General features: G+C 41.3%; 29 protein-coding genes. 24 read left to right on the forward strand and 5 right to left on the reverse strand.

Annotated elements, in window-relative coordinates:
* Positions 1–737: 737 nt before the first annotated feature.
* Positions 738–1,763 (reverse strand): tyrosine-type recombinase/integrase, encoded by a 1,026-nt coding sequence (locus AB840_RS03735; protein WP_048513496.1) that lies wholly within the window; start codon positions 1,761–1,763, stop codon positions 738–740.
* Between the two features lie 45 nt (positions 1,764–1,808).
* Between AB840_RS03735 and AB840_RS03740 the strand changes: the two genes are divergently transcribed.
* The 19 genes from AB840_RS03740 to AB840_RS03840 all read left to right on the forward strand — a co-directional run bounded on the left by AB840_RS03740 (position 1,809) and on the right by AB840_RS03840 (position 14,461).
* The gene (locus tag AB840_RS03740; RefSeq protein ID WP_048513497.1) at positions 1,809–2,462 is read left to right on the forward strand and encodes a hypothetical protein; all 654 of its coding nucleotides are present in this window, start codon (positions 1,809–1,811) and stop codon (positions 2,460–2,462) included.
* A 17-nt stretch (positions 2,463–2,479) separates the two neighbouring features.
* Complete coding sequence (locus tag AB840_RS03745) at positions 2,480–2,800, forward strand: hypothetical protein (protein WP_048513498.1); 321 nt, start codon at positions 2,480–2,482, stop codon at positions 2,798–2,800.
* Positions 2,797–3,093: a hypothetical protein gene (locus AB840_RS03750; RefSeq protein ID WP_048513499.1), complete on the forward strand. Its 297-nt coding sequence runs from the start codon at positions 2,797–2,799 to the stop codon at positions 3,091–3,093. The genes AB840_RS03745 and AB840_RS03750 overlap by 4 nt, the downstream gene beginning before the upstream one ends.
* On the forward strand, positions 3,086–5,281 hold the full coding sequence (locus AB840_RS03755) for a hyaluronate lyase N-terminal domain-containing protein (RefSeq protein WP_048513500.1): 2,196 nt from the start codon (positions 3,086–3,088) through the stop codon (positions 5,279–5,281). The genes AB840_RS03750 and AB840_RS03755 overlap by 8 nt, the downstream gene beginning before the upstream one ends.
* 277 nt (positions 5,282–5,558) lie before the next feature.
* Positions 5,559–6,575: an RNA-directed DNA polymerase gene (locus AB840_RS03765; RefSeq protein ID WP_048513502.1), complete on the forward strand. Its 1,017-nt coding sequence runs from the start codon at positions 5,559–5,561 to the stop codon at positions 6,573–6,575.
* Complete coding sequence (locus AB840_RS03770) at positions 6,572–6,982, forward strand: hypothetical protein (RefSeq protein ID WP_048513503.1); 411 nt, start codon at positions 6,572–6,574, stop codon at positions 6,980–6,982. The genes AB840_RS03765 and AB840_RS03770 overlap by 4 nt, the downstream gene beginning before the upstream one ends.
* 153 nt (positions 6,983–7,135) lie before the next feature.
* Positions 7,136–7,513, forward strand: coding sequence for a hypothetical protein (locus AB840_RS03775; protein WP_048513504.1), 378 nt, complete (start codon positions 7,136–7,138; stop codon positions 7,511–7,513).
* Between the two features lie 11 nt (positions 7,514–7,524).
* On the forward strand, positions 7,525–7,998 hold the full coding sequence (locus tag AB840_RS03780; RefSeq protein ID WP_048513505.1) for a DUF1003 domain-containing protein: 474 nt from the start codon (positions 7,525–7,527) through the stop codon (positions 7,996–7,998).
* On the forward strand, positions 7,976–8,473 hold the full coding sequence (locus tag AB840_RS03785; protein ID WP_048513506.1) for a VIT1/CCC1 transporter family protein: 498 nt from the start codon (positions 7,976–7,978) through the stop codon (positions 8,471–8,473). Before AB840_RS03780 ends, AB840_RS03785 begins: the two co-directional genes overlap by 23 nt.
* 13 nt (positions 8,474–8,486) lie before the next feature.
* Positions 8,487–9,071, forward strand: a complete 585-nt coding sequence (locus AB840_RS03790) for a peptidoglycan recognition protein family protein (RefSeq protein ID WP_053078132.1) — start codon at positions 8,487–8,489, stop codon at positions 9,069–9,071.
* Between the two features lie 136 nt (positions 9,072–9,207).
* A complete protein-coding gene (locus AB840_RS03795; protein WP_048513507.1) occupies positions 9,208–9,387 on the forward strand; it encodes a hypothetical protein in 180 nt (59 codons plus the stop codon).
* A gap of 14 nt (positions 9,388–9,401) precedes the next feature.
* Positions 9,402–9,890, forward strand: coding sequence for a hypothetical protein (locus AB840_RS03800; RefSeq protein ID WP_048513508.1), 489 nt, complete (start codon positions 9,402–9,404; stop codon positions 9,888–9,890).
* Positions 9,887–10,012: a hypothetical protein gene (locus tag AB840_RS18065; protein WP_268776065.1), complete on the forward strand. Its 126-nt coding sequence runs from the start codon at positions 9,887–9,889 to the stop codon at positions 10,010–10,012. Before AB840_RS03800 ends, AB840_RS18065 begins: the two co-directional genes overlap by 4 nt.
* A 128-nt stretch (positions 10,013–10,140) precedes the next feature.
* Entirely contained in the window at positions 10,141–10,578 is a 438-nt protein-coding gene (locus AB840_RS03805; RefSeq protein ID WP_048513509.1) for a hypothetical protein, read from the forward strand.
* Positions 10,579–10,775: 197 nt separating this feature from the next.
* A complete protein-coding gene (locus AB840_RS03815) occupies positions 10,776–11,168 on the forward strand; it encodes a hypothetical protein (RefSeq protein ID WP_152669409.1) in 393 nt (130 codons plus the stop codon).
* A 9-nt stretch (positions 11,169–11,177) separates the two neighbouring features.
* Complete coding sequence (locus AB840_RS03820; RefSeq protein WP_048513512.1) at positions 11,178–11,384, forward strand: hypothetical protein; 207 nt, start codon at positions 11,178–11,180, stop codon at positions 11,382–11,384.
* Positions 11,385–11,503: 119 nt separating this feature from the next.
* Positions 11,504–12,094, forward strand: a complete 591-nt coding sequence (locus AB840_RS03825) for a VgrG-related protein (RefSeq protein WP_048513513.1) — start codon at positions 11,504–11,506, stop codon at positions 12,092–12,094.
* 183 nt (positions 12,095–12,277) lie between these two features.
* A complete protein-coding gene (locus AB840_RS03830) occupies positions 12,278–12,772 on the forward strand; it encodes a hypothetical protein (protein WP_048513514.1) in 495 nt (164 codons plus the stop codon).
* A gap of 789 nt (positions 12,773–13,561) precedes the next feature.
* Positions 13,562–14,461 (forward strand): lysophospholipid acyltransferase family protein, encoded by a 900-nt coding sequence (locus AB840_RS03840; RefSeq protein ID WP_048513516.1) that lies wholly within the window; start codon positions 13,562–13,564, stop codon positions 14,459–14,461.
* Positions 14,462–15,037: 576 nt separating this feature from the next.
* Here the strand turns inward: AB840_RS03840 and AB840_RS03850 are convergent.
* The gene (locus AB840_RS03850; protein ID WP_048513518.1) at positions 15,038–15,391 is read right to left on the reverse strand and encodes a cupin domain-containing protein; all 354 of its coding nucleotides are present in this window, start codon (positions 15,389–15,391) and stop codon (positions 15,038–15,040) included.
* A gap of 351 nt (positions 15,392–15,742) precedes the next feature.
* Between AB840_RS03850 and AB840_RS03855 the strand changes: the two genes are divergently transcribed.
* Both AB840_RS03855 and AB840_RS03860 read left to right on the forward strand, forming a co-directional pair.
* On the forward strand, positions 15,743–16,234 hold the full coding sequence (locus AB840_RS03855; protein WP_048513519.1) for a hypothetical protein: 492 nt from the start codon (positions 15,743–15,745) through the stop codon (positions 16,232–16,234).
* 321 nt (positions 16,235–16,555) lie between these two features.
* Positions 16,556–17,038, forward strand: coding sequence for a GNAT family N-acetyltransferase (locus tag AB840_RS03860; protein ID WP_159445786.1), 483 nt, complete (start codon positions 16,556–16,558; stop codon positions 17,036–17,038).
* Positions 17,039–17,158: 120 nt separating this feature from the next.
* On the opposite strand, the gene AB840_RS03865 is transcribed toward AB840_RS03860, so the two are convergent.
* The gene (locus AB840_RS03865; RefSeq protein WP_048513521.1) at positions 17,159–17,455 is read right to left on the reverse strand and encodes an Lrp/AsnC family transcriptional regulator; all 297 of its coding nucleotides are present in this window, start codon (positions 17,453–17,455) and stop codon (positions 17,159–17,161) included.
* Positions 17,456–17,618: 163 nt separating this feature from the next.
* On the opposite strand from AB840_RS03865, the gene AB840_RS03870 reads away from it, so the two are divergent.
* The gene (locus tag AB840_RS03870) at positions 17,619–18,152 is read left to right on the forward strand and encodes a cysteine hydrolase family protein (protein ID WP_048513522.1); all 534 of its coding nucleotides are present in this window, start codon (positions 17,619–17,621) and stop codon (positions 18,150–18,152) included.
* Positions 18,153–18,285: 133 nt separating this feature from the next.
* Positions 18,286–18,873, forward strand: a complete 588-nt coding sequence (locus AB840_RS03875; protein ID WP_234984850.1) for a DNA-3-methyladenine glycosylase I — start codon at positions 18,286–18,288, stop codon at positions 18,871–18,873.
* Between the two features lie 122 nt (positions 18,874–18,995).
* On the opposite strand, the gene trhA is transcribed toward AB840_RS03875, so the two are convergent.
* Positions 18,996–19,652 carry a PAQR family membrane homeostasis protein TrhA gene (gene trhA, locus AB840_RS03880; protein ID WP_200809907.1) on the reverse strand — a complete coding sequence of 219 codons (657 nt, stop codon included), beginning with the start codon at positions 19,650–19,652 and terminating at the stop codon, positions 18,996–18,998.
* Between the two features lie 163 nt (positions 19,653–19,815).
* Here trhA and AB840_RS03885 point away from each other — a divergent pair, with 163 nt between their 5' ends.
* Positions 19,816–20,733, forward strand: a complete 918-nt coding sequence (locus tag AB840_RS03885; protein ID WP_048513523.1) for an alpha/beta hydrolase — start codon at positions 19,816–19,818, stop codon at positions 20,731–20,733.
* Between the two features lie 238 nt (positions 20,734–20,971).
* Here AB840_RS03885 and AB840_RS03890 read toward each other — a convergent pair whose 3' ends face one another.
* Positions 20,972–21,889 carry a DMT family transporter gene (locus tag AB840_RS03890; protein WP_072061751.1) on the reverse strand — a complete coding sequence of 306 codons (918 nt, stop codon included), beginning with the start codon at positions 21,887–21,889 and terminating at the stop codon, positions 20,972–20,974.
* Positions 21,890–21,978 lie beyond the last annotated feature (89 nt).

The following is a 21,978-nucleotide window of genomic DNA, read 5'->3' on the forward strand; positions in this document are numbered from 1 at the left end:
ATACTAAACAATCCCCACTGTTTACTTGCCAAGGGACATCCATAAAATGTTAGATGTTGCTGATCCTGACGTATATCCTTGACCCAGTTCACAATCTATCAAAACATAAATTCCAGAACTATCAGCATTTCCAATATAAGGAGAAATGACAATATTAGGAATGTCATAACAATTAGGTGTAACTGTACTCCATAGATGCGTCATTGAGATATTAAAAGCAATCTTTCTTGTTGTAGCATCAATAGGCATTGCATCGTAATTTCCCCACTGTCTATATGCCGATGGTTATGCAGTGCGCCGCTGGCCTATCGGCCCCAGATGAGCGCAGTGCAAATCCACTCAGCGACATGTTATAGTCCTTCAAGATGGCTACAGTTTGTTTGAAATCCGAATCGGCACTGCTTACAACTCCAGTTGCGACAATTTTATACCATTGCGTGTAAGCAATGGGAAGTGTTGCGGTTGATGCACTTCCGGCAGGAGCTTCGGTAGATACCCACTGTATAAAATTTGTAACTCATATACAAAGAAAGGGGAAAGCAGTGCATTCTCATCTATTTTATGTAAATGAGAAAAAGAGAAGACAGCCAAGTATGACAATATCTCCATAAAGAAAAGTGAAAATATAGGTCAAATTGGCTGTCTTTGTTAGTATCTATTAGTAACACCATAAATATATAAAAAATAGGCATCAATGGCAGGTATAGGCTCTCTTTACTGGTATCGCAGTAGTAACACTATTTGAGTAACGTAATGGCTTTGCGGAGTTGTCTAAGTCCTTTATGAGTATATACCCGATCTGTTACGTCACCGGTGGCATGACCGAGAATGCGCCGCTTGGCATTTTCGTTAGCACCCGCATTATCTAAAAGGGTTGCAACGGTATGCCGGCAATCGTGAGTTGTATGGTTGTCAGCGTGGATGACCTGCATGGCATTGTTCCAAAGCGTACAGTACCGGCTATAATTGTATGGTTGCCCGTCTGGATCACTAATAAGAGTTGATCCGCTCATTGCCATACGTTTTTCGATGAGCGGCAATATGCGATCGTGAATGGGAATAATGCGTAGCCCTGATTTGGTTTTACTCTTTACAATTCGGATATAACGTTGACGTAGATTGACATATTGCTTTTCAAGAGCCAGTAATTCACCGCAACGCATTCCAGTATAAAGTAGAATTAAAATTGTATCGACGCCGGGGATATCAACATGCTGCCAAAGACGGTTGATTTTTTGACGGGTAAAGGGTTTGTGTGGTCGAGCAGGTTTATTACGGCCAATATTAAGCAAGGTTGCATAATTTTTATTTGTATATTCTAGTTTAATTGCATATTTTGAGATTAAAGATATTAGAGAGCGGACTTTTTTACAACTACTATAAGAGAGCCCGCTTTTTCGCATGCCATCCATAATCATCTGCAGGTGCTGATATTTGATGTCCGAATAGGGCATGTAATGCAAGGTTTGACAGTGACGATATGCATTATGATAACTGTTAATTGCACTGGTTGATGGATTGTAATGTTCAATATGGGCCGGGAGCCAGCGATGATATAATTCTGCAAATGTAACTTTATGGCCTGGAAGGGAGCGATGATAATGGATTTTGTTGTAATCTGCCTGATAAATTTCCGCGTCCACTTGGTTGGTAAAATATTCCACCGGCTTTTGTCGTCCGTCTTCAGACACGCAAAAAACAAACGGCCGCCGCCGGTTGCCGGATAATTTTTTGATGCTGCCGTAGCCGTTAGGCTTACGCATAGTATCACACACCTTTTTTATTTTAATTATACAGGAGATGACGATATGGGTTTTACAAGTAACGTTAAATATTATGTATGTGCGTTTGACAGTGCCGGGAAGCGCATAGGATGCGATATATCCTCTTGTGGTCCGGATGACAGCAAAGCTGCAGATATAATAGCCAGTGCCAAAAACAAGTTTACGGACACCGCTGTAGTTGAGATTGTGACAGCGGACGTTTACAATCAGTATCTTTCCGGCTGCGTGAGGGATATGACTACCGGAAAGCCCGTCGAGTACGTAGCTTCTGATACTGAACAATTGGAAAGTGCCAAAGCCACAGCATTAGCAAGCATTAATTCAGTAGCAGGTACGGCATATGTATCAGGATTCACATCGTCAGCAAATGGGACGGCATTGATTTATGACAGCGATACATATACTCAGACCGAGATACAGACATCGGCAGCATTAGCATCTGCCAATGTGACAGAATTTAATACGCAGTTTGCGAGCGGTTTTCCAATTAGAGCCAAAGCATCTGCAACAGCATCAAAAGAAGAAATATACCTTACGGCAGCACAGCTTATTACATTATGTACTGATTGGATTACCCGATATAAAGCAATCAAAGCGCAAGTATGGGCATTACAGTCTAAGATTAACGCTTGCACTACGGCGGCTGAAGTAACTGCTATCTCAATTAGTATTACGTAATAATATAGGTGGCATATATGACATGTCTAAAACAAATCACGTTAAAGCAGGGAGCTACACTTGCCAACAGCTTTTCAATCCAAGACGGATCCACGCCTATTACTGGCATTGCCAATCAATTAAAAGCGCAGGTTAGAGATAGCGCGGGTGCTTTATTAAGTACACTTGTCATCGCCGAAACAGCTACGGCAGGAACATATACAATGGTTTCTCCCGATAGCACAGAAAACTGGCCATTGGCAGGTGCATATCTTGATTTTAAATATACAACGACAGATGGAATTATTATAAGCAGTGAAACCCTATTTATTCGGATGGTAAGGGAAGTGACGCAATGATTACGATTAATTTAACGGATGGATCAACAATTGATCTAACAATTAACACATCGGACATTGTAGCATCCCTTGCAAAGGACGCGGCTCTTGCTGCACAAGTAAGGTCAGAAGAGGCTGAATCAGGAGCACAACAAGCCGAATCAGGGGCTCAAACTTCGGAACAAAATGCTGCTAATAGTGCAGAAGAAGCTAAATCATATGCCGATTCCATATTTTATGATATAGATGGCGGCGATTCTACAGTGGGAACTCAAATAATTTTAGACGGAGGAGGCGCAGTGAGTAATGGCTAATGTTACGATTAGAATTCGCCGCGATACGACAGCGAATTGGACAGCTAATAATCCAGTATTAGCATCCGGAGAATGGGCGGCGGAAATACTTACCGGAACAACGTTAGTAAACATTAAAATAGGAGACGGAATAACATCATGGGTTAATCTTGCATATTCCGTTAATTTTCCATCCATAGAGGCGGCAGAGCAAGCTGCAAGTCAATACGCTACAAACGCCGCAAGTTCCGCTGCTGCAGCAGCTGCCAGTGCGAACGCAGCGGCAAACGTAGCTAAATTGTATCGTCAAAACGCCACAGCCTATGCCGTTGGGGACGTAGTATTGGGTGCAGATGGCTTATCTAAATCCCTAAGGCTTGTATGTAAAACAGCTGGCACAACAGCAAGTGCAGCACCTACATGGACAGCAGTTAATACAACAGTCACGGATGGTACAGTTATATGGGAGATTAAAAATGCCTATGACCTGATGCCGATTATTTCTGTATCCGCAGCGGCAACAATCGCAGACTATCAGTTGGAAAGCTGCGTGGTACTGTCTGGTAGCACAACGTATACTGTAACACTCCCCGCTCCTACAGCGCCAGGGCATACGCTATTGGTACGTAATGCTGGTTCTGTTGCTATGACACTAAGTACACCGTCTGGAATCTTTGACGGGCCGAATGGAACCTCTTTAAGTGCAATGTCGTTACCATCCGGTGTAGTATGTGGATTATTGAGCGATGGGACAAATTGGGTCATAGAACGCTATCAGGTGAATTGGAATAATTACTATACCAAAACGGAAGTAGACGCGCTGGTGGGTGCAGATAAGAATATATACGGGTCTTCTTTTGACGGAGTTAACTATACGGGGACACGCTTGTATGCTTCTTCTGGGCTATCATGGGCACCTTCTACGGATGCGGCAGCGGGGACAGATCAATTTACGGGTAAATCCGTCTGGAACGGATTTGATGTATTAGTGAAATATGACAGTGCATCGAGTACAGCAAAGATTGTAGCCTACGAAGGCACGAGTGCATTTGATACCTACAAAAATGACGATTCTTACGGGGCGGATGTATTCCATATGTTCCCGAAAGGATACTTCCAACGTATCGCAACGGATTCCGTGGGTGCCGAGACAAAGCTAGTATCTACAAAAGAATACGCTAATTTTAGCCCGTCTCCGATGCACTATCGAGGCGGCGTACTGCATGATTATATTGGCATTACAAAATACGGGTGGTGTGACGATGGGAACGGCGGTATTTGCTCTCGATCAGGTAAACCGCCGAAAATCAGCATCACGGAGAATAATTTTGAAACGTTGGCACGTGCCAAAGGATTACGAGTTGGCGGGATTAATGACGTGTCATGGTTACAGCATATTGGATGCATTAAATACAATTCCCTTAACTGGCAAAATTCAGTGGGTCAAGGTGTTGTCAATATATACGCGACAGGGACAGCTACCGTGACAGAATCCGGTGCATCTCGTATCATTGTCAGCAACACAGATGCGGCTAAATTTTCTGTGGGAACGCTAGTACATATATCATCCGTTGGATCGGGTTACTGGTGGCCTATTAGTGCCATTGCAACATACGATACCAGCAATATGGCGATTACAGTAACCTCAGGGACTACTTTTAATACGACGTCCGGCTCAACCACTATTGAAACAAGTTGCTTTGAATCTGGCGGCACAGATACCGTGTTAGGGCAAGACGGAGCTGTAAGTGCAGGCACAGACGGAAAACGCTCCATCCTCACAATGGGAATTGAAAATTTTTATGGAAACGATTATAAATTATTATCTGGCGCTTGCCGTATTGGTTCCAATATATACATCAATCCGACACCAGATACGCAGTATGCATGGCCATCATCTGATAGTGATGCATTGTCCAAAGGGTGGGTAAAATATGACGGGACATATTGTTCATCATCTGGATATATCAGTACATTTGGCTATGATAGTAATTATCCCCATATATTACTGCCGGCAACCGTCGGCGGCTCAAGCGCAGTTCCGGTAGGAGATTATTACTACACTAATACAGACACGAACGCTAAAGTCGTGCTGTTTGGCGGGTGTCTGGGCAGTGGGTCGGGTGCAGGCCCGTTCTGCGCTAGCCTCAACGGCGTTGTGGGCTATGCGAGTTGGAACTTTGGTGCCCTTGGCGTGTTTATCCCGTAATAGAGGCGGTGGGGGCGATCAGCTCCCACGGTCTTTTAGAAGATAAACGGGCCGTATCAGCAGTCGTGCTGTTTGGCGGGAGTCTGAACAATGGGTCGAATGCAGGCCCGTTCTACGCTAACCTCAACAACGATGTGGGCAATGCGAATTGGAACTATGGTGCCCTTGGAATGTTATACATAGCTGATACGGCCCATGCCCCTTGGCAAAAATAAATGTTGAAAACGGAACGCTTAGTAGGGTATAACGCCTCGAAAAGAGTTGAAACATAACACGAATGAAACGAATTGGATATATATTGACGGAACAGACCGTCACGGATGATGCTTGCCGGAGAGCCATTATAGATGCCGCAAAGGGCAAGCATCACCGCAAATCAGTAAAACGTATTTTACAAAATATTGATATCCATGCCATCTTCCTAAAAAACATGGTATTAGATGGCACATATCAACCCAAACCGTATAAGGAATGCCATGTCGTCGACAGGCCCAGTAAAAAAGCTCGAATATTGGAAAAGCCGGTCTTCTTCCCTGATCAATGCGTACATCATTTAGCTATAAATTTAATCAAGGGAAGGATTTTAAAAAGGCTGGATCCATATTGTATTGGAGGCATCGAGGGAAAGGGAATACATTATGGGCACAACACCATTAAGAGATGGCTACGAGACGATGTTAAACATACAAAGTATTGTTTAAAAGGAGACGTCAGAAAATGCTACGATAGTATTAAGCCAAAAACAATCATGATAACAATGAGAAAATTTATTAAAGATAATCGTTATTTAAGCTTAATACAAAAGATTGCATATAGTCATCCATCGTTACCACTAGGAAATTATACATCAGGATGGTTTGCAAATCTTATTCTATCAGAGTTAGACAAGACGGCCCGATCAAGTCCAGGATGCTCCCACTATTTGCGATACGTCGATGACTTTATTGTTCTTGGCAGCAACAAACGCAAACTTCACAGATTAGTTCTCAGTATTATTCGCACGCTACGCACTCTTGGGCTCGATTTAAAAGATAACTGGCAGATATTTCCGGTACGAGTGCGGGGCATAGACATGTTGGGTTATCGTTATTTCGGCAGATATACGCTTATGCGTAAAAGGAATGTTTTAGCTATCATGAGAGCCATACGGAAGTACAGGAAGAATCCAACACCCCGTAAAGCTAGGAGCTTATTATCTCGGCTAGGGCAGATTAAGCATTTTAACAATTATCATTTTAGCCAAAAATATGTGAAGGGAATTGGAATACAGAGGATAAAGGAGATGGCAATATGAACATAGGAATAACGGCAATGCCAGATAGCGGTGTGGAAGTATCAGATATGGGGACTGGGTTATCTTTGGTATCTCTCTATAAAAATGCTGTTACAACCACAAATTCGGATGGTACACAATCCATTACAGCTACTTGTTATACACTGCAAATGCGTACGATGGACGGCTTGCTTGACGAAGTAAAAAATAATTTTTATTATTACTGGTCGAAAGCAAAGACTGCTGAGCAAGACGAAGAATTGGCGGCTCTTGACGAAGAATATCAGCCACAATTTGAATCACTGCAACAATCTATGACAGCCGCTACATTACGAGGTGACACAGATTTAGAAACAAGTCTGAAAGAAAGTTATACTACGCTAGAATCAGAATATACGACAGCACGGGAGGCGATCACAAATGGATAAACGATGTTTTGTTTGTGGGCACAAAGAAAATGAAGACGGGTCATGCACAAACAGCTCATGCCCACGATATGTAGAGCAGACAGAAACCACTACGACGGCTACAAACGCGTCTAATTAAAACATAATTATTGTAAAGAATAAGGAGGCGCCAATGTGGATGATGTCACAAAAATATTAGTGGACGGGCAGCAGCAGACAAATAAATCGCTTGCAGAGGTACTCAGCACCGTTGCACAACTAAACTCTAAGATAGACGCGTTATCTGTCAGACAGTCCGAACGGGAAAAACAATATGTGCTGCGGGAGGAGCATTTTCAGCAAGAAATCACAGGAGTAAAGGAAGATGCGCAAGAATATCAGGACACCTCTGACGATCGCTTTGAAACCATTGAAACGACGTTGCAAACGCATGATAAAAAAATATCCAAAATGGAAGGCATCGGCATCGCTATAGGGGTATTGCTGACAGTACTAAATATTGGCACATCATTTATTAGTATCGTGCATTATTTCCCGTCGCTTTTCAAATAGAGGTGATCCCAATGAATTTAGATCAGTACAAAGGGCCTGCGGCAGCGTACACCCATGAGCATGATGCGCCGGTAAATGTCAATCGAGAATATAAAGAAAATCTCACATTCGGGCAGAAAACAGCTGACATATTTGTTAAATCTATGGGAACTTGGAAATTTTTTATTTTCCAAGCTCTCTTTTTTACGGCATGGATACTGGTAAATACGATCCAAATTATGTGGAACTTGTTTGACCCATATCCGTACCAACTCATGAATTTGGGTATGTCCGTCGAAGCTGCATTTACAGCCCCGATTATGCTTATGTCGCAAAACCGGCAGGTGGCTAAAGATAGAATGCTGGCAGAGGAAACATACAATGTGAATGTGAAAAATGAAGCAGAATTGCGGATTATTATGGAGCAGCAAGCCGCCCATGATGATTTGATGATTCATCTTTTATCACAGAAAGGGGATACGTATGACACGAACAAGCACGGATAAAAATGTGCTGCGGGCTTCTGTACTAGCTTTTAATGATGGTATCTGTACGAACTTTTCATTCGTACTGGGTGCATTGGGGGCCGGCATGGCGGTACGCATTATTTTAATTACGGGCATTGTCAATATCCTATCAGGGGCATTCTCTATGTCACTGAATGAATGGAACTCATTAATGGCAATGGGAGACAGGCGCATTGACGCCGTTAAAGTTGGTCTGTATTCCCTGTTTTCATTTGCGATCGGGGCTATGCTTCCTATCGCTCCGTTACTGATATTCCCGCTCAACGATGCCGTATTTAACGGAGCGATGGTATGCGGATGCGCTGTACTATTGGTCGGCACCTTTACCAGTCACACGACCAAAGCAGAAATGCTGCACTGCGGGTTGCGCAGTCTTGGCGTAGGGATAGCAATGGCCATATTGACATACGCTTGCGCTACGGCAATTCCTATGCTGCTTTCATTTATAAATTAGAGAAAGGAATATTATGAGACAAATTACATTGAGCGAATTACGATCTTTGGCTGAAAATGCAAAAGATGCGTTGAATCAAGCCGCCGTCAATCAAGGCAGATGCATCAAAACATATTATCATTGGTCAGCCGGACATTATGGACAGTTTTTTGATGATTACCATCTGCTGATCGATAAAGATGGTGAATTGTATACCACAACAGAAGATTTATCTGAAATCAAAGCCGCTACCTATATGCGTAATAGTGGTTCCGTTGCCGTGTCTTTATGTGCGGCATATAATTCCGTACTTGGTAGTTCCGTTGATTTAGGCCCTGAACCGCCGACAGAAGCACAGCTAAATAAAATGGCACAAGTGGGAGCTGTCTTATGCAACGCCTTGGAAGTACCACCAGATATCCAGCATGTTCTTACACACGCTGAAGCAGCGGATAACTTTGACGGGCTTACTACGCATGATCCATACGGGCCGAATGCAGACTGTGAACGCTGGGACTTGTATGTATTGCGGGAAGGCGAAGAAGGATATTCTGGCGGTAATAATTTAAGAGGTAACATTGTCTGGTATCAATATCATCCGACTGCTGACATGCAGTAGAAAGGTACGGTGATCCTATATCTCGCCTGCGGGCGACTAATTAAGAACAGAACATATCATTTTCTAACACTTAGCTATTACTAAGTACAGGAAATCGACAAATCTTGTTCTTAAATACAGGAAACGGAGGGATCGCATGACAATTAATGAATTAATAAAGAAAGTAGCTTCCGGCAAACAAGTTAAGTACGGAGAAGCTAAAGAACTTCTTGCCGGGCATGAAGTGTATAATGACGGCGTATATAATTTTGATAATTGTATTTTATCTTGTAATTCGCTGGATGATAATTCCGTACTATATCATCCGCTTATTTGATACGGAGGTACTTTATGGCAGATAAAATAACACTCATATTTTGCTCTGGTGATGCGTGGTACTCAGAAGTCATTAAAGCCGTCGAACATGGTACGATTACTCACGTTGCCGGTCTTATCCTCGGGTCCACGCTCGAAGCACAGGGCATATGTGATGCTGGAGATAAATATCCGGGATGCTGGTTGCACCCGCCTAGCAAATACACTGACGGGCAGGATTGTAAGTTTGTCACATTGCAAATTAACAGTCTGGCAGCGGCAGAAGAAAAGGCACGTGAATTGCTGGGAACGCCGTATTCGTTCCATGGTTGCATAGAAGCCGGCGTACAGATGCTGTTTAATCTTGAGCCGCCCGTTGATGGCGAACTGACAATGATGTGCAGCGAAACATGGACGCGGATACTCGAAGCAGGTGGCCCGATCGGATTTGCCTTGCCAGACTTTAAAGTTGATTTTGTGGCTCCTCAACGTCTGTATGATGCGGTGATTGGCGGTGCGGTATGAGTACATGGGTACGCATTCGTAACGCTGTCACAAGCTTTTCAAAAGAGTATTTAAAGCCTGCCGCTCTCAGCACATTAGCCTCTTTCATTGTGACAAAAACAAAGGATAAGGTGGACAAGTGAATACAATCCTATCGTTCCTTGTACGGGCAGCGCCGTACTGGAAAAAAGTCAAAGCAATATTTCAAGCTATTTGGCCTGCGGTTGTGCAGGCATGGCAGATTTATCAATCAATCAGGAGGATAAAAACAATGGCAAATTTAAAAGTAAAAGTAGTGGACGCAGACGGTAATGTATTGAGCGGTGTTGCAGTCACAGCAGGGGCTATTTCCGGCACGACTGGCACAGACGGTATTGCGACGCTCACCGGGCTTACTTCCGGCACAGCGGTTGCAATTACGACCGTATTAGATGGCTATACAAACGGCACTGGCAATGCAACACCGGTTGATGCATCGGTCGTAGAGGCTGACATTACTATGACGGCTGATACCTCGGCGGAAGTTAAAACCGCAGCAGCGACAATTGTTGCAACGGTAGCGGAATCTGAATGGACAACGCTAAAAGCAAAGATTCAAGCAAAGATCAATTCCACGCATAGCTGGACAAAAGCTATGTGGATTGCGATTCTTGCATTGTCCGAAGCGGGCGTTTCGTGGGCGAAAAGCTACGCCGAAACCAACGCTTAATTCAATACCATACGCCTTCGGGCGTTTCCTATACACCCCTTTCGCCCCGGCCTTGTGTCGGGGCTTTTCTTTTAATATTTTTAAAATAATCGAAATAGGTATTTACAAAATTGACGTTGAATTTGAAAATTAAAAAAGATAATGTATTGATTGAAGAAAAATAATTAAATATTGTATATACAAAGGCACTCACAAACGTGAGTGCTTTTATTTTTAGCAGACTGGCGCTTCTGCCGGTCTGTATTATTTTGATCCCGAATTTGATTTCGGGCACAAACGGAGGTGGTCTTATTCGACGGCTCATACAAATAGCCATAGTGCTATTACTCACAATAACCCCTGTTACATGTCAGGGATACATCTGCACAGCATATACCGGCGGTGGAATTACGGCATCCGGCGTTAAAGTATCTGTTGGCATGGCAGCTTGCAACTGGCTTCCGCTGGGAACCCATGTGATTATCAATGGCAATGAATATGTCATTACGGACAGACTGGGAACGGATTCCGTTGACTTTGATATTTATATGGCAACGGAAGAAGAATGCATCCAATTTGGTATACAGGATTTTCCTGTTACTGTTTTGTAGGAGGTATATATGGAAATAAATAAAAAGTTGATTGTCTCTCACGATATAGATGACCAAACATCAATACAGGATGAAATTAATCTCGACAGCGACAATCTGAAGGACATGAAACACAATTACGATATCACGATCGATCACAACGTAAATAAAAATGTGTCGTTGGAAGTAGAATTATCACCAAGCGAAATCGACATGACAGCAACGATAAAAATATGATGATTATTGTGCCGTTTTAAGGACGTTTTATATTTTCTATCGATAACTTTATCATGGACATAATAAAGACTCGTTACGCGCCAATATATACGCTGTTTTAATAAATTAAGGAGAATGATATGTCAGACATAGCTTATTTAGTAAAAAAGTACGAAGCCGGTAATGACCCCAGCGGGATTAATCATCATGATGACGATAAAAACGGTTGCAGCTATGGATTATTTCAATTTTATTCCGGGGCTGGAACCGTTTCTGATTTTGTGAAATGGTGCAAAGGAAAATATCCCGTTATCTATGCAGCACTATTTTTGTTTACGCCGTCAACGGATTTGTTCAATACGGCATGGCAAACCTTAGCCAAAATCGAAAAGACATCTTTCGCGCAAGCCCAGTACGATTATGCCAAAGCCTTGTATTATGATATAGCCAAAGCACAACTTGCAAAGATTCCCTGCACATTAGACAATGATGCGCTAAATGCAGTGATCTTTTCTTGTGCGATTCAATATTCGCCATACAAAGTTCCTACTTTATTCCAAGAGGCATCAAAGTGGGTTGGCTTAGACATTACAAAGATTACGGATGCAGACGTAGAGCTGCTGATTTGTGGCATTTATTATCTGCGTTGTACGGATGAATGGAATAAAGGAAAGCGCACTATGTGCCATCGTTTTATGATGGAATGCGCGGATGCATTAAGCTTAATTTAATACGTTTTAACACCTTTTTAACGCATTGAATGTGTTAACTGCCTCGCTTTTGAGCGGGGCTTATTTTTTTTATATCAAATTAAGCTTGGGAAAAGCAAACCAACGTGTTAATATGGTAATACAAAGAAAAATAAATCACAAAATTTACAAGATGCCTTTAAATTCGATAAAAGGGGTTATTATATGCAACCAGTTTTTGATTTATTTACAGCAGAGGATTTATTTAATGAGATAAAAATAACATTTTATAAATACAAAAAAGAACACAATAAAGATATGTGCAAACTGCTTTTTATGATTATGGGGTTAAATCATTTGCGGGAGTGGATTGCTCCAGGATTCCACGCTAGGAATAACGCGAAGGGTACTACCGATGCAGAAAAATTTTATGTAGATATTTATGATAATACAGATGAAGATACGAATACTAGTAATTTTAAAATAATTAATGAACTATGTAACCATTCTAAGCATTTTAATACATTAAATAAAAAAACATCATGTAAATATGAAACTATGGACGAGTGGGACGATATGGATAGCATTATTAATTTCGACAGGGGATCTGTTTCAAAATGCCTTGTTGAAAATAAAGATGGGGATATGGTCGATATAATTGATATTATCGAAAGAGCAATATTATATTACGACGCAAATTGGTTTAGTAAAAAACATTAAATTAATAACTTATATAAAAATATGATATAGTATTTACTTTATCTCATGAAAATATTTACTCTGCTTTTATATCTTAATGAATTATATATGGGAAGGAATATGACAATTGACATCCTAATAGCTTGATGTCTTGTCCAATTATTTGACTACATGATGACTACATAATAAATTGATTTATCATAATATATGATATGTTATAGCGATAAAAGTGAATATGGAAAATGTGCCAATACGACAAAGCACTATCTTTTTCAAGTGATATGCGTATTGACACATTTTAATAGGTTTTTATCTCAAAAGATTGGAAATCATGTATAGGACGAACGTTCTATCGAGGGTTCAAATCCCTCGCTCTCCGCCATGAATGAGATGGAACCTACTTCGGTAGGTTCTTTTTTTTATGTTAGACTTTTTTTATAATTGTGCAGAATTGGCGATTTCTTTGCGGGTTGGACTATGGGTGTTGTCTTGCGTTACGAATTAAGAATAAAAGTATATATTTCTTTTCTTTTTATTGTACTATATCATGATTAAAGTAAAATGCTATTATTTTGCTTTAATCATGATATACAATTTTTTAGTGATACTGTATCGATTATTGAAAGAGAAATATATTGTAATACGTGATATAATGTATAGCAATGAACTGATTTTGATATATACTTTCAAAGTTCTGAGATTATTCTATCAGTTTCAGCAGCAGCCTTTTATTTATTACAGTGATCATCATAGTACAGCATACCGTGTGGATATGAATTTAGGCGGGAGTACATAAGGGAGGGGCTTTTTGTGTCTGTTCAATGGCAGTATCATGTTATCAAAGGAATAAGCAAAATTATTTGCCAATTACCATATCCCGTTATTAAAGTATTTGGGAGAAAATTTGGCTTTATTTTGAAAAAATTGCTCAAAAAACAGCGTAATAGAGGCATATTTCATATTATGCGAGGCTTGGGATGTGATGAAAAGCAAGCTCGGTTTATTATTGATAACATGTTTCGTAATTTGGGCCAATCGGTATTGGAGATTCTCTATACTCCTAATTTGAATCAGAAGAATATTCTGGATTATGTTTCTATTGATCATCCGGAACGAATAGATGCGGCATTAAACGAAAAAAAGGGAGTCATCATTTTAACTGGGCATATCGGCAACTGGGAATGGTTAGGGGCGGCGTCTTCTTTGCTTGGATATCCGGTAACCGTTATTGTCAAAAAACAGCCCAATGATCAAGTTACACGTTTTTTGAATGAAACTCGCGAAATGATGGGAATTAAAGTATTTGTGCGTGGTGGAAATGAAATGATTTGTGCAGCGCGCGCATTAAAGCAAGAGAAAATATTAGGCTTTTTAGCGGATCAAGATGGCGGTTTTTATGGCATACCACAAATGTTTTTAGGTAAAATGGCGTCTACGCCAATTGGACCAGCAATATTTGCTGAAAAATTTCATTCTCCTATTTTACCTATTTTTGCGATACATGATGAATTTCATAATAATCGAATTGTGGTAGGAGAAGCAATCTATTATGAAGATACGGGAGATTCTGATCATGATGTAGCCTGCTTAACCCGAAAAATGGCAATGTTAACAGAAACATTCATTAAAGAACATCCAACAGAATGGTTATGGTTTCAGCATCGATGGAGTACCAGCCCCGAAGAGATGATGGAGTTAAATGAAAAGTAACTGCAGTATATGTAAAATGCCTAGGGTTAAATATGCTGATACTGTGATCAAGATAGAAATGACTAATTTTGATGAATGGATACATATATTAAGGTTCTATGTTAACTGTTGGGGTGACGTCATAAAACATAAGTTAGAGGAACATTCAATGGGATGTTCCTTTTTTTCTTTGTGTAGCAGCAGTCATAAACAATATGAAGTTTCAAAAGTGGGAGAAATTATGAATGCTAAAGCAAATCCGTTTTAATACGGTTATCTTGCTAGTATGCCTTTCCCTAAATCCATCTGCCGGCAATATCGGTAAAGCGTTGTTTACGAGATGCTGCCGCTGATGGCGTCGTTGGTAAGGCTGCGCTAAGGGTAGTGCGGGAGCCCGCCAGTGGGAACGCCATAGCGGCGTTTAGGGATATACGGCATCATCCTTTTTGATCGGGTTTGGTTGCTTGATTGTATCGGAAGGATGCTGTTATGTACATCCTTTTATACAACATGGGGGTAAGACCGGACATGGATTGTCTGTCTTACCCCCGCATTTAATTATAGAATCTGATATCATAACATCCACACGTATGGAAATTATAGAGTGTTTTGTGGAAATACTACAATCAGAAACATTTTGAAATCTTCTTCTGCCGTGACGGCATGCGGTATTTGTGCTGGCATGACAATGGTTTGCCCGGCGGTTAGATGATGAGTTATTCCATTTATAATTATTTGAGATTTTCCCTCCAGTATAGTGAGGATAGCATCTCCGGCAGATGAGTGTGCACTCAGTTCTTCTCCTTTGGCAAAAGCAAATACGGTAGTACTGAGAAATTGATTTTGAGCCAGAGTGCGGCTTATAATCTGGCCTTCACGGCATTCTGTCAGTTGTGATAACTGCAAAATCTTTTCGGCTTCAATATTTTTTAAATAAGTGGGATTGGTCATAATACAGTACCTCCTTTATTTTACACTGATAATATTTTTTCAATTTGAGTGTATCATATATAGTGCTATAAAGCCGTTGTAATTACAACGATAAGGGTTCTTCTCTCAACCTATTTTTATCTGGTTTATCTTCTGAAGGAGATAGGAATCTATGAAAAGATTTATTGGGAATTATTTTATGCCGTGGTTAGAATTGTAAAAAATAGAAGGTTAAAAAATATTTATTAATAATTATTAATAAATAATAATTATATTCATTTTGTCTGGACTATTAACACACTATGTGATAAAATAATAACAAATAGTAATATAACGAATAGATTTATATGATTTTTTTAAGGAGGTATTATTATGAAAATAAGAAAAACAGGTATGGCGGCTATATTGCTTTCCGCAGCTATGTTGTTCCCTGTGTCGTCCATTGCTTTTGCGGCAACGTCGTTGGTTCCGGCCAGTCAGGTCGCATCTGCGCCAGCGCCACTGTATGGAGAATATACGTATGTAGGCTCTGACGCAGATAGTAATTATTATGTAGATCCGTCCAGCTGCTATTTTTCAAATCCGCAGAGTAGTGTGTCTGCATTGGGATGCGTAATATACAAAGCAAGCAAGGATGCTAATTCCAACGCACCGATTAACGGATTGGATTCTTATATTGTTAAATACACGACGTATACCAGTACGCATAATCGTGTTATTGTGGTGGATAAAGTAATTGGCAGTGGTGAAAATATTACAAAGGATATAACTGCTAATAATTCTGCATTCTTTGATGAATTATTTTGGAAGGTAGCCAATATTACAGGTGCTGCAGAACAGTGGAAGAGCAGTGAGGTTCATTAGTACGGTCACGTATGTCTTTTAAAATCGTAATGTGAGCATATATTGAAGCATAATGGGAAAGCGCCGGACGGTACATTAAGAGTCTGGCGCTTTATTTTAGATAACATGCTATATAGGTTACATATGAAATTTATACATATAAAAAATGGGGAATTGTCAAAAAATGATTATGTGGTATATTGGATATAGAATACAGCATATATGGTTATTGCTTATCTTCTGGAAAAGGACGATAGGAGCCTGCAGTGTCTTGCTGCGGTGTTTTTTAAACGGATGGTCAGGAGAATATAGCAGTGTGCATGATGAATGAAGGTGATTAATATGGAGTACAGACAGGCAATAGAAACGGATATTCCTGAAATTGTCCAGAAACGGATACAGTTTCTTCATGAATATCATCAGGGATTATCAGAACGATATCTTGGACAATTGATTCCCAAATTACAGGCATATTTTGAAAAACATTTGAATAAGAATATGATGGCATATATTGCGGCCGATGAAACTGCCAGGGTATGTTCCGTAGCGCTGCTGTTAGTCCTGGAGAAACCACCCCGTCCAGCCTTTATGAATGGCCGGACGGGATTAATTTTAAATGTATATACCGAACCTGAGTTCAGGAGATTCGGTATGGGAAAGAGACTGATGGAAATGCTTCTCTGTGATGCCCGCAGCATGGAACTGGATTATGTGGAATTGACGGCGACAGCCGATGGCTATCCGCTCTATCAACAGTTGGGATTTCATGAAGAAATCCCAGAGACTGTGCCTATGAAGCTGCGACTGCGTACTGAAGATATATGATGGGCGGATTCGTGCGAGGTTTCCTGTCAGCGGACATGGGTGGGTACTGCTGCTATTTGATTTTGTCAATCGATATATCAAGCTGATGCGTGCCAAAGCGTGACAGTGCATCCAGCAGCGTTAGCAGCTGCTGATTTGATGAGCTTCTTGGATCAAGAGGTTTTCTTGAATAAAACGGCGCAGCTCCTGGTGGCGGGAGTATTTCATAAATAATGTGATATATGCCGTAGTGCCTTTATTTTCAATTTCATCGTTTAATTGAATTGTAAAGCTGCGGATTGTGCCGTCTGCTTGTAATTTTTTTATGCGGGCCGATACGGCTGGCGGCGTTAAATGGACTTGCATGGCTAGTTCGTTGATGGGTATGCGGGAATTTTGACGCAGCATATCTAAAATATTCTGATCGATAGTATCCAAAAAATCACTCCTGTTCCGGTTTTATTTTATACATATCGGTAACGTGTTTTCTTTGAAAAATAAAGCTGCCAGATCAATTTCTTTTGCAAATATAGTCAAAAAAAATTTATAATTAGATATGAACAAATTACTATAAATGAAGAAGCTATTAGGAGTGATGGCAATGAAAAATGTATTGGTGCTTATTGATTTACAGAAAGAATATATCATACCGGGAAGACCTTTCTACTTAGAGAATAACGAGTCGTCCCTTGCAAATTTGAAGCAGCTTTTGTATCATGCGCGATATGCCGGTTGGGAAATTTGGCATGTCCGGCATCTGGAGTCTGCCCCAGATCGTGCTGTTTTTTGTGCAGATTCTCCGTACAGTGGGTTTATAGATGACTTTATGCCGCAGCAACATGAACAGGTATTTCTAAAGCATGATTTTTCTTGTTTTTCAAATTTAGATTTTGCAAAAGCGATGCAGGAATTGCAGGATGTATCGGTTTTTATTGCCGGGTATGGGTCGACGATGTGTTGTATGGCCACGATTATTGAGGGATATGGGAAAGGCTTTGCATTTCAATTTATTGCCGATGCTTCCAACGCGAAACGTACTGATGATTTTACTGAATGCATTTTGCATAAAGCAGCCACAAGCATTTTAGCGGCCTATTGTCGTATTACAACGACATCAGAGGTGATAGCGCTTTGAGCTCCGGAACTGCGCAGGAGAAAGTGTTTTTACCAATCAGAACGAATGTTTGATGACGGTGGCCGGATATGATACAATATTCATAAGGTAAAAATCTTATCAGTATAGCTTTCAGAAGGAGGTTGAATCTATAATGAAGCAGCCAATGCAACCGTCCGGCAGTGTACCGCGTTGTGCGTGGGCAGAAGGAGATCTCTTGCTGCAGACATATCATGATAAGGAATGGGGTGTACCCAGCCGTGATGAACGCTATCTTTTTGAAATGCTCACCTTGGAAGGTGCCCAGGCAGGTCTTTCCTGGCTTACGGTCTTAAAGAAGAGAAAAGCATACCAGCAGGCCTTTCATCATTTTGATATTTCTACATGTGCCCGAATGAAGGATGTAGAATTGGAAGAGATTCTTCGTACGCAGACCGTTGTGAGACATAGGCAAAAGATCTATTCTGTTCGAGGCAATGCAGCAGCTATCCAGCGCATACAAAAAGAGCAGGGAAGCTTTGCTTCCTATTTGTGGTCATATACACAGGATAAACAGATCGTACATCACTGGCAGATAGAATCAGATATTCCTGCTAAAAATGAGCTTTCAGAATGCATAAGCAGGGATTTAAAGAAAAAAGGGTTTTTATTTGTAGGACCTGTGATTATATATTCATTTTTACAGGCTATCGGTATAGTAAATGATCACGTATGGGGCTGTTCATTGTATCTCCAGGAATAGCGGTGCGGAGTGTATCGTTTGTCATGCTGTAAAAAAAACAGCCCCAGCAGAGCGGGACTGTTTTTTAGTTTAAATCACAACCAGTGCAAGTCCATTATTTGAAAAAATGGCAGCAAACCGTATTATGCTTCTGCCAGAGGAAGAACAAAATAATATATGCAGTAAAAGTGAGCTGCGCTTCCTGCCAGAACAAATAAATGCCATATTGCGTGCTGGAAGGGAAGACGTTTCCAAAGATAAAATACGGTTCCTATTGTATAGCTGAGCCCGCCGATAATAAGCCACAGCATGGCATTCCAGGAGAGGCTGTGCATTAGCTGGGGAAGAAATAAGACGGATATCCATCCCATAGCAACATAACAAAGTGTAGATACAATATGAAATTTATGTACATTAAAGCATTGCCATACAATGCCGACAGCGGCCAGCAGCCATATCATGGCAGAGGCGGCAAGACCTGAGGAATAACGGAGAGCAATCCAGAGAAATGGTGTATACGATCCCGCAATAAGGACGTAAATAGCAGAATGATCTAATATCTTGAACACATGTGCGACTCTCGGCAGTTTAAAAAAACTGTGATATAGCGTACTCATTACATATAAAAGGATCAAGGAGATCCCATATACCGTAGCAGATAAAATGTGCCAGATTCCCTCGTGATCGGTGAGGACCGTATACAACATGATGATAAGGGCCGCAATGGATAAAGCGGCTCCAATTCCATGAGTTACGGCATTGGCAATTTCTTCCATCCATTTTTTAGATTGAAATGTCATACTATCACTTCCTTTCTTAGGTATATTATATACCATTTGGAATAAGATTTCTCTGATTCAAAAATATAAATTATGAATTCGTATATGCAGCAGGTTTCTGTTGGCAGGATATTCTTTTTTATGTTAAAATGATGAGAATATAAAAGGGGACAGGGGGAGTTTGATGTACTCGATCAAGCCGGAGTTAGCTGCGTTTATTCGAAAAAACATGAAGAAAAAATGTGTTATGACACCGATTACGATGCGGGAAGGATCGATGGTAATGGCACAAAGCCAGGAATTGCCGAAGGTGGAACTGGCCGGGGTAGAAGATACAGTGCTTGACAGCTGTGGAGAGTATGATGTACCGGTCAGGATATATATACCGTCTAAAGAAAAGGCCTTGCCAGTTTTAATTTATTATCATGGAGGTGGTTTTTCTATTGATAATGTGACCGTATATGATCCTGTTTGCCGCCGTATTGCCAGGGCGACGGGATATATTGTCGTTTCACCGGAATACCGGTTGGCACCAGAAAATAAATATCCGGCAGCTGAAGCAGACGCCAAAGCTGTTGTCAGACGAATACTGCCGAAATTGGAGACAATGCATATTCCGTATGCCAGAGATATCACCGTGTGCGGAGACAGCGCTGGTGGATATTTGGCTACCGTTGTAAGTGCTGCCTTCCAGGGCAGTGACTCTGTTCCTCTTACGCATCAGATTTTGATCTATCCGTGCTTGGATATGACACATTCACTGGCTTCCGTTCAAGAAAACTGCAGCCAGCAGACCGGATTTACGAAAGAAAAGCTGCACTGGTATTTCAGCCAGTATTTTAGACCAGCAGATGATAGAGTCAAGGTGTCGCCTCTTTTTTCCAGATTGACAGAGGCTATGCCGGCCACTCTTGTTTTTACAGCACAATTCTGCCCATTCCGTGATGAAGGGCAGGATTATGTGAGACGCCTGCGGGAAAGGGGGGTGCGGGCTGTAACTTATAACTATACGAATATGGTTCATTCCTATCTCAACTTTGAAAAAATATGCTACGATGAAATTTGTGATACATACCGGAGGATGAGGGAATTTCTACGGTAATGCGGTTCTTGAGAATCAAGACGATCCTTTTCAGAATTACAAGTTCAGAACACGCGGGGATGCGGAGTCAGTGGTAGGGATACGGAACAACTGGGATGCCATCGTGGAATATAAATATTTTCAAGGATGGTTCTCTTTCGGGGCAACGTGGTTTAATCAAAAAAGGTTTCAGGCTGGCGTCTGAGCCTTTTTTGCACTTGCGTGAGAAGTCCCTATAGGTAAAGAAAATACCATCTTATCAGTACTTAGTTGGAAGAGTAGTTTGGGAGGAAATCTTGTCTGTTGTCAATGAGGTAGTGGATGAGGACGGATGACACAGCTGAACGAAAAGAATACCTGATAAAATCAGGGCGCCGCCAAAAAGCTGGGAAAGGCCGAAGTTTTCAGACAAGACGGTATGTCCCAATACGGCGGCGATGAGAGGATTGAAGGCCGTGAATAAGCCGGCATGAGTGGCACTTGTATATTTTTGGGCGACAGGCTGAAATGTGAAACCCAAGATTGTACATACGAAAACAAGGGTCAGGATTACTTCCCATTCAATACGTTGTGTCGGGAAGAATGGCTCCTGCCACAAAATTGTACTGATACAGCTGAGGACGGCCAGTACACCTATTTGCAGTATACCTATTATCAGAGGATTTAGCGTATGGGCAAATCGATCCGTCAAAATGATCCAGATCGCATAGCAGATGGAAGCGGCGAGACAAAGCGCAATTCCCCACGAAAAGAAGAGCGTCGTGCCGTGCAAAGTCAGCAGGAAGACGCCGCAAACGATGACGGCTGCTGCTGACAGAATAGACCGGCTGGGAATTCTGCGCAGCAGGACGGCCTCCAGTAGAAGTACCCAAATAACGGCTGTGTTTTCCAAAAAAGCAGCCATAGACAAATCAATCATGGTCAAGCTGAAGGCCTCAAGGGTCATGCAGGAAAAAAGGACGGCACCTAAAAGGAGTCCGGCCGCCATGGTTTGCCGGGTAATTTTCTTCAGCTTTCCGTGAAATATAAGGCATAATATGATAAAAGCCAGGGAAAAACGGATTCCCAGCAATTCCAAGGGTGGGATAGTGGCCAGCCCTATTTTAGAAAGCAGGTAAGACGTGCTCCGGGAAGCGATGACCAACAGTAAGAGCAGTTCAGCATGTTTTGAACTCATATGCGATTCCTCCTTGCAATGTAATGTGTTTACCTGTAGTATAGTATAAAAACAGATATGACAGAAGCGATAAAAAATCAAGGAATATG

It is taken from the genome of Megasphaera cerevisiae DSM 20462, assembly GCF_001045675.1.
GTDB lineage: Bacteria > Bacillota > Negativicutes > Veillonellales > Megasphaeraceae > Megasphaera > Megasphaera cerevisiae.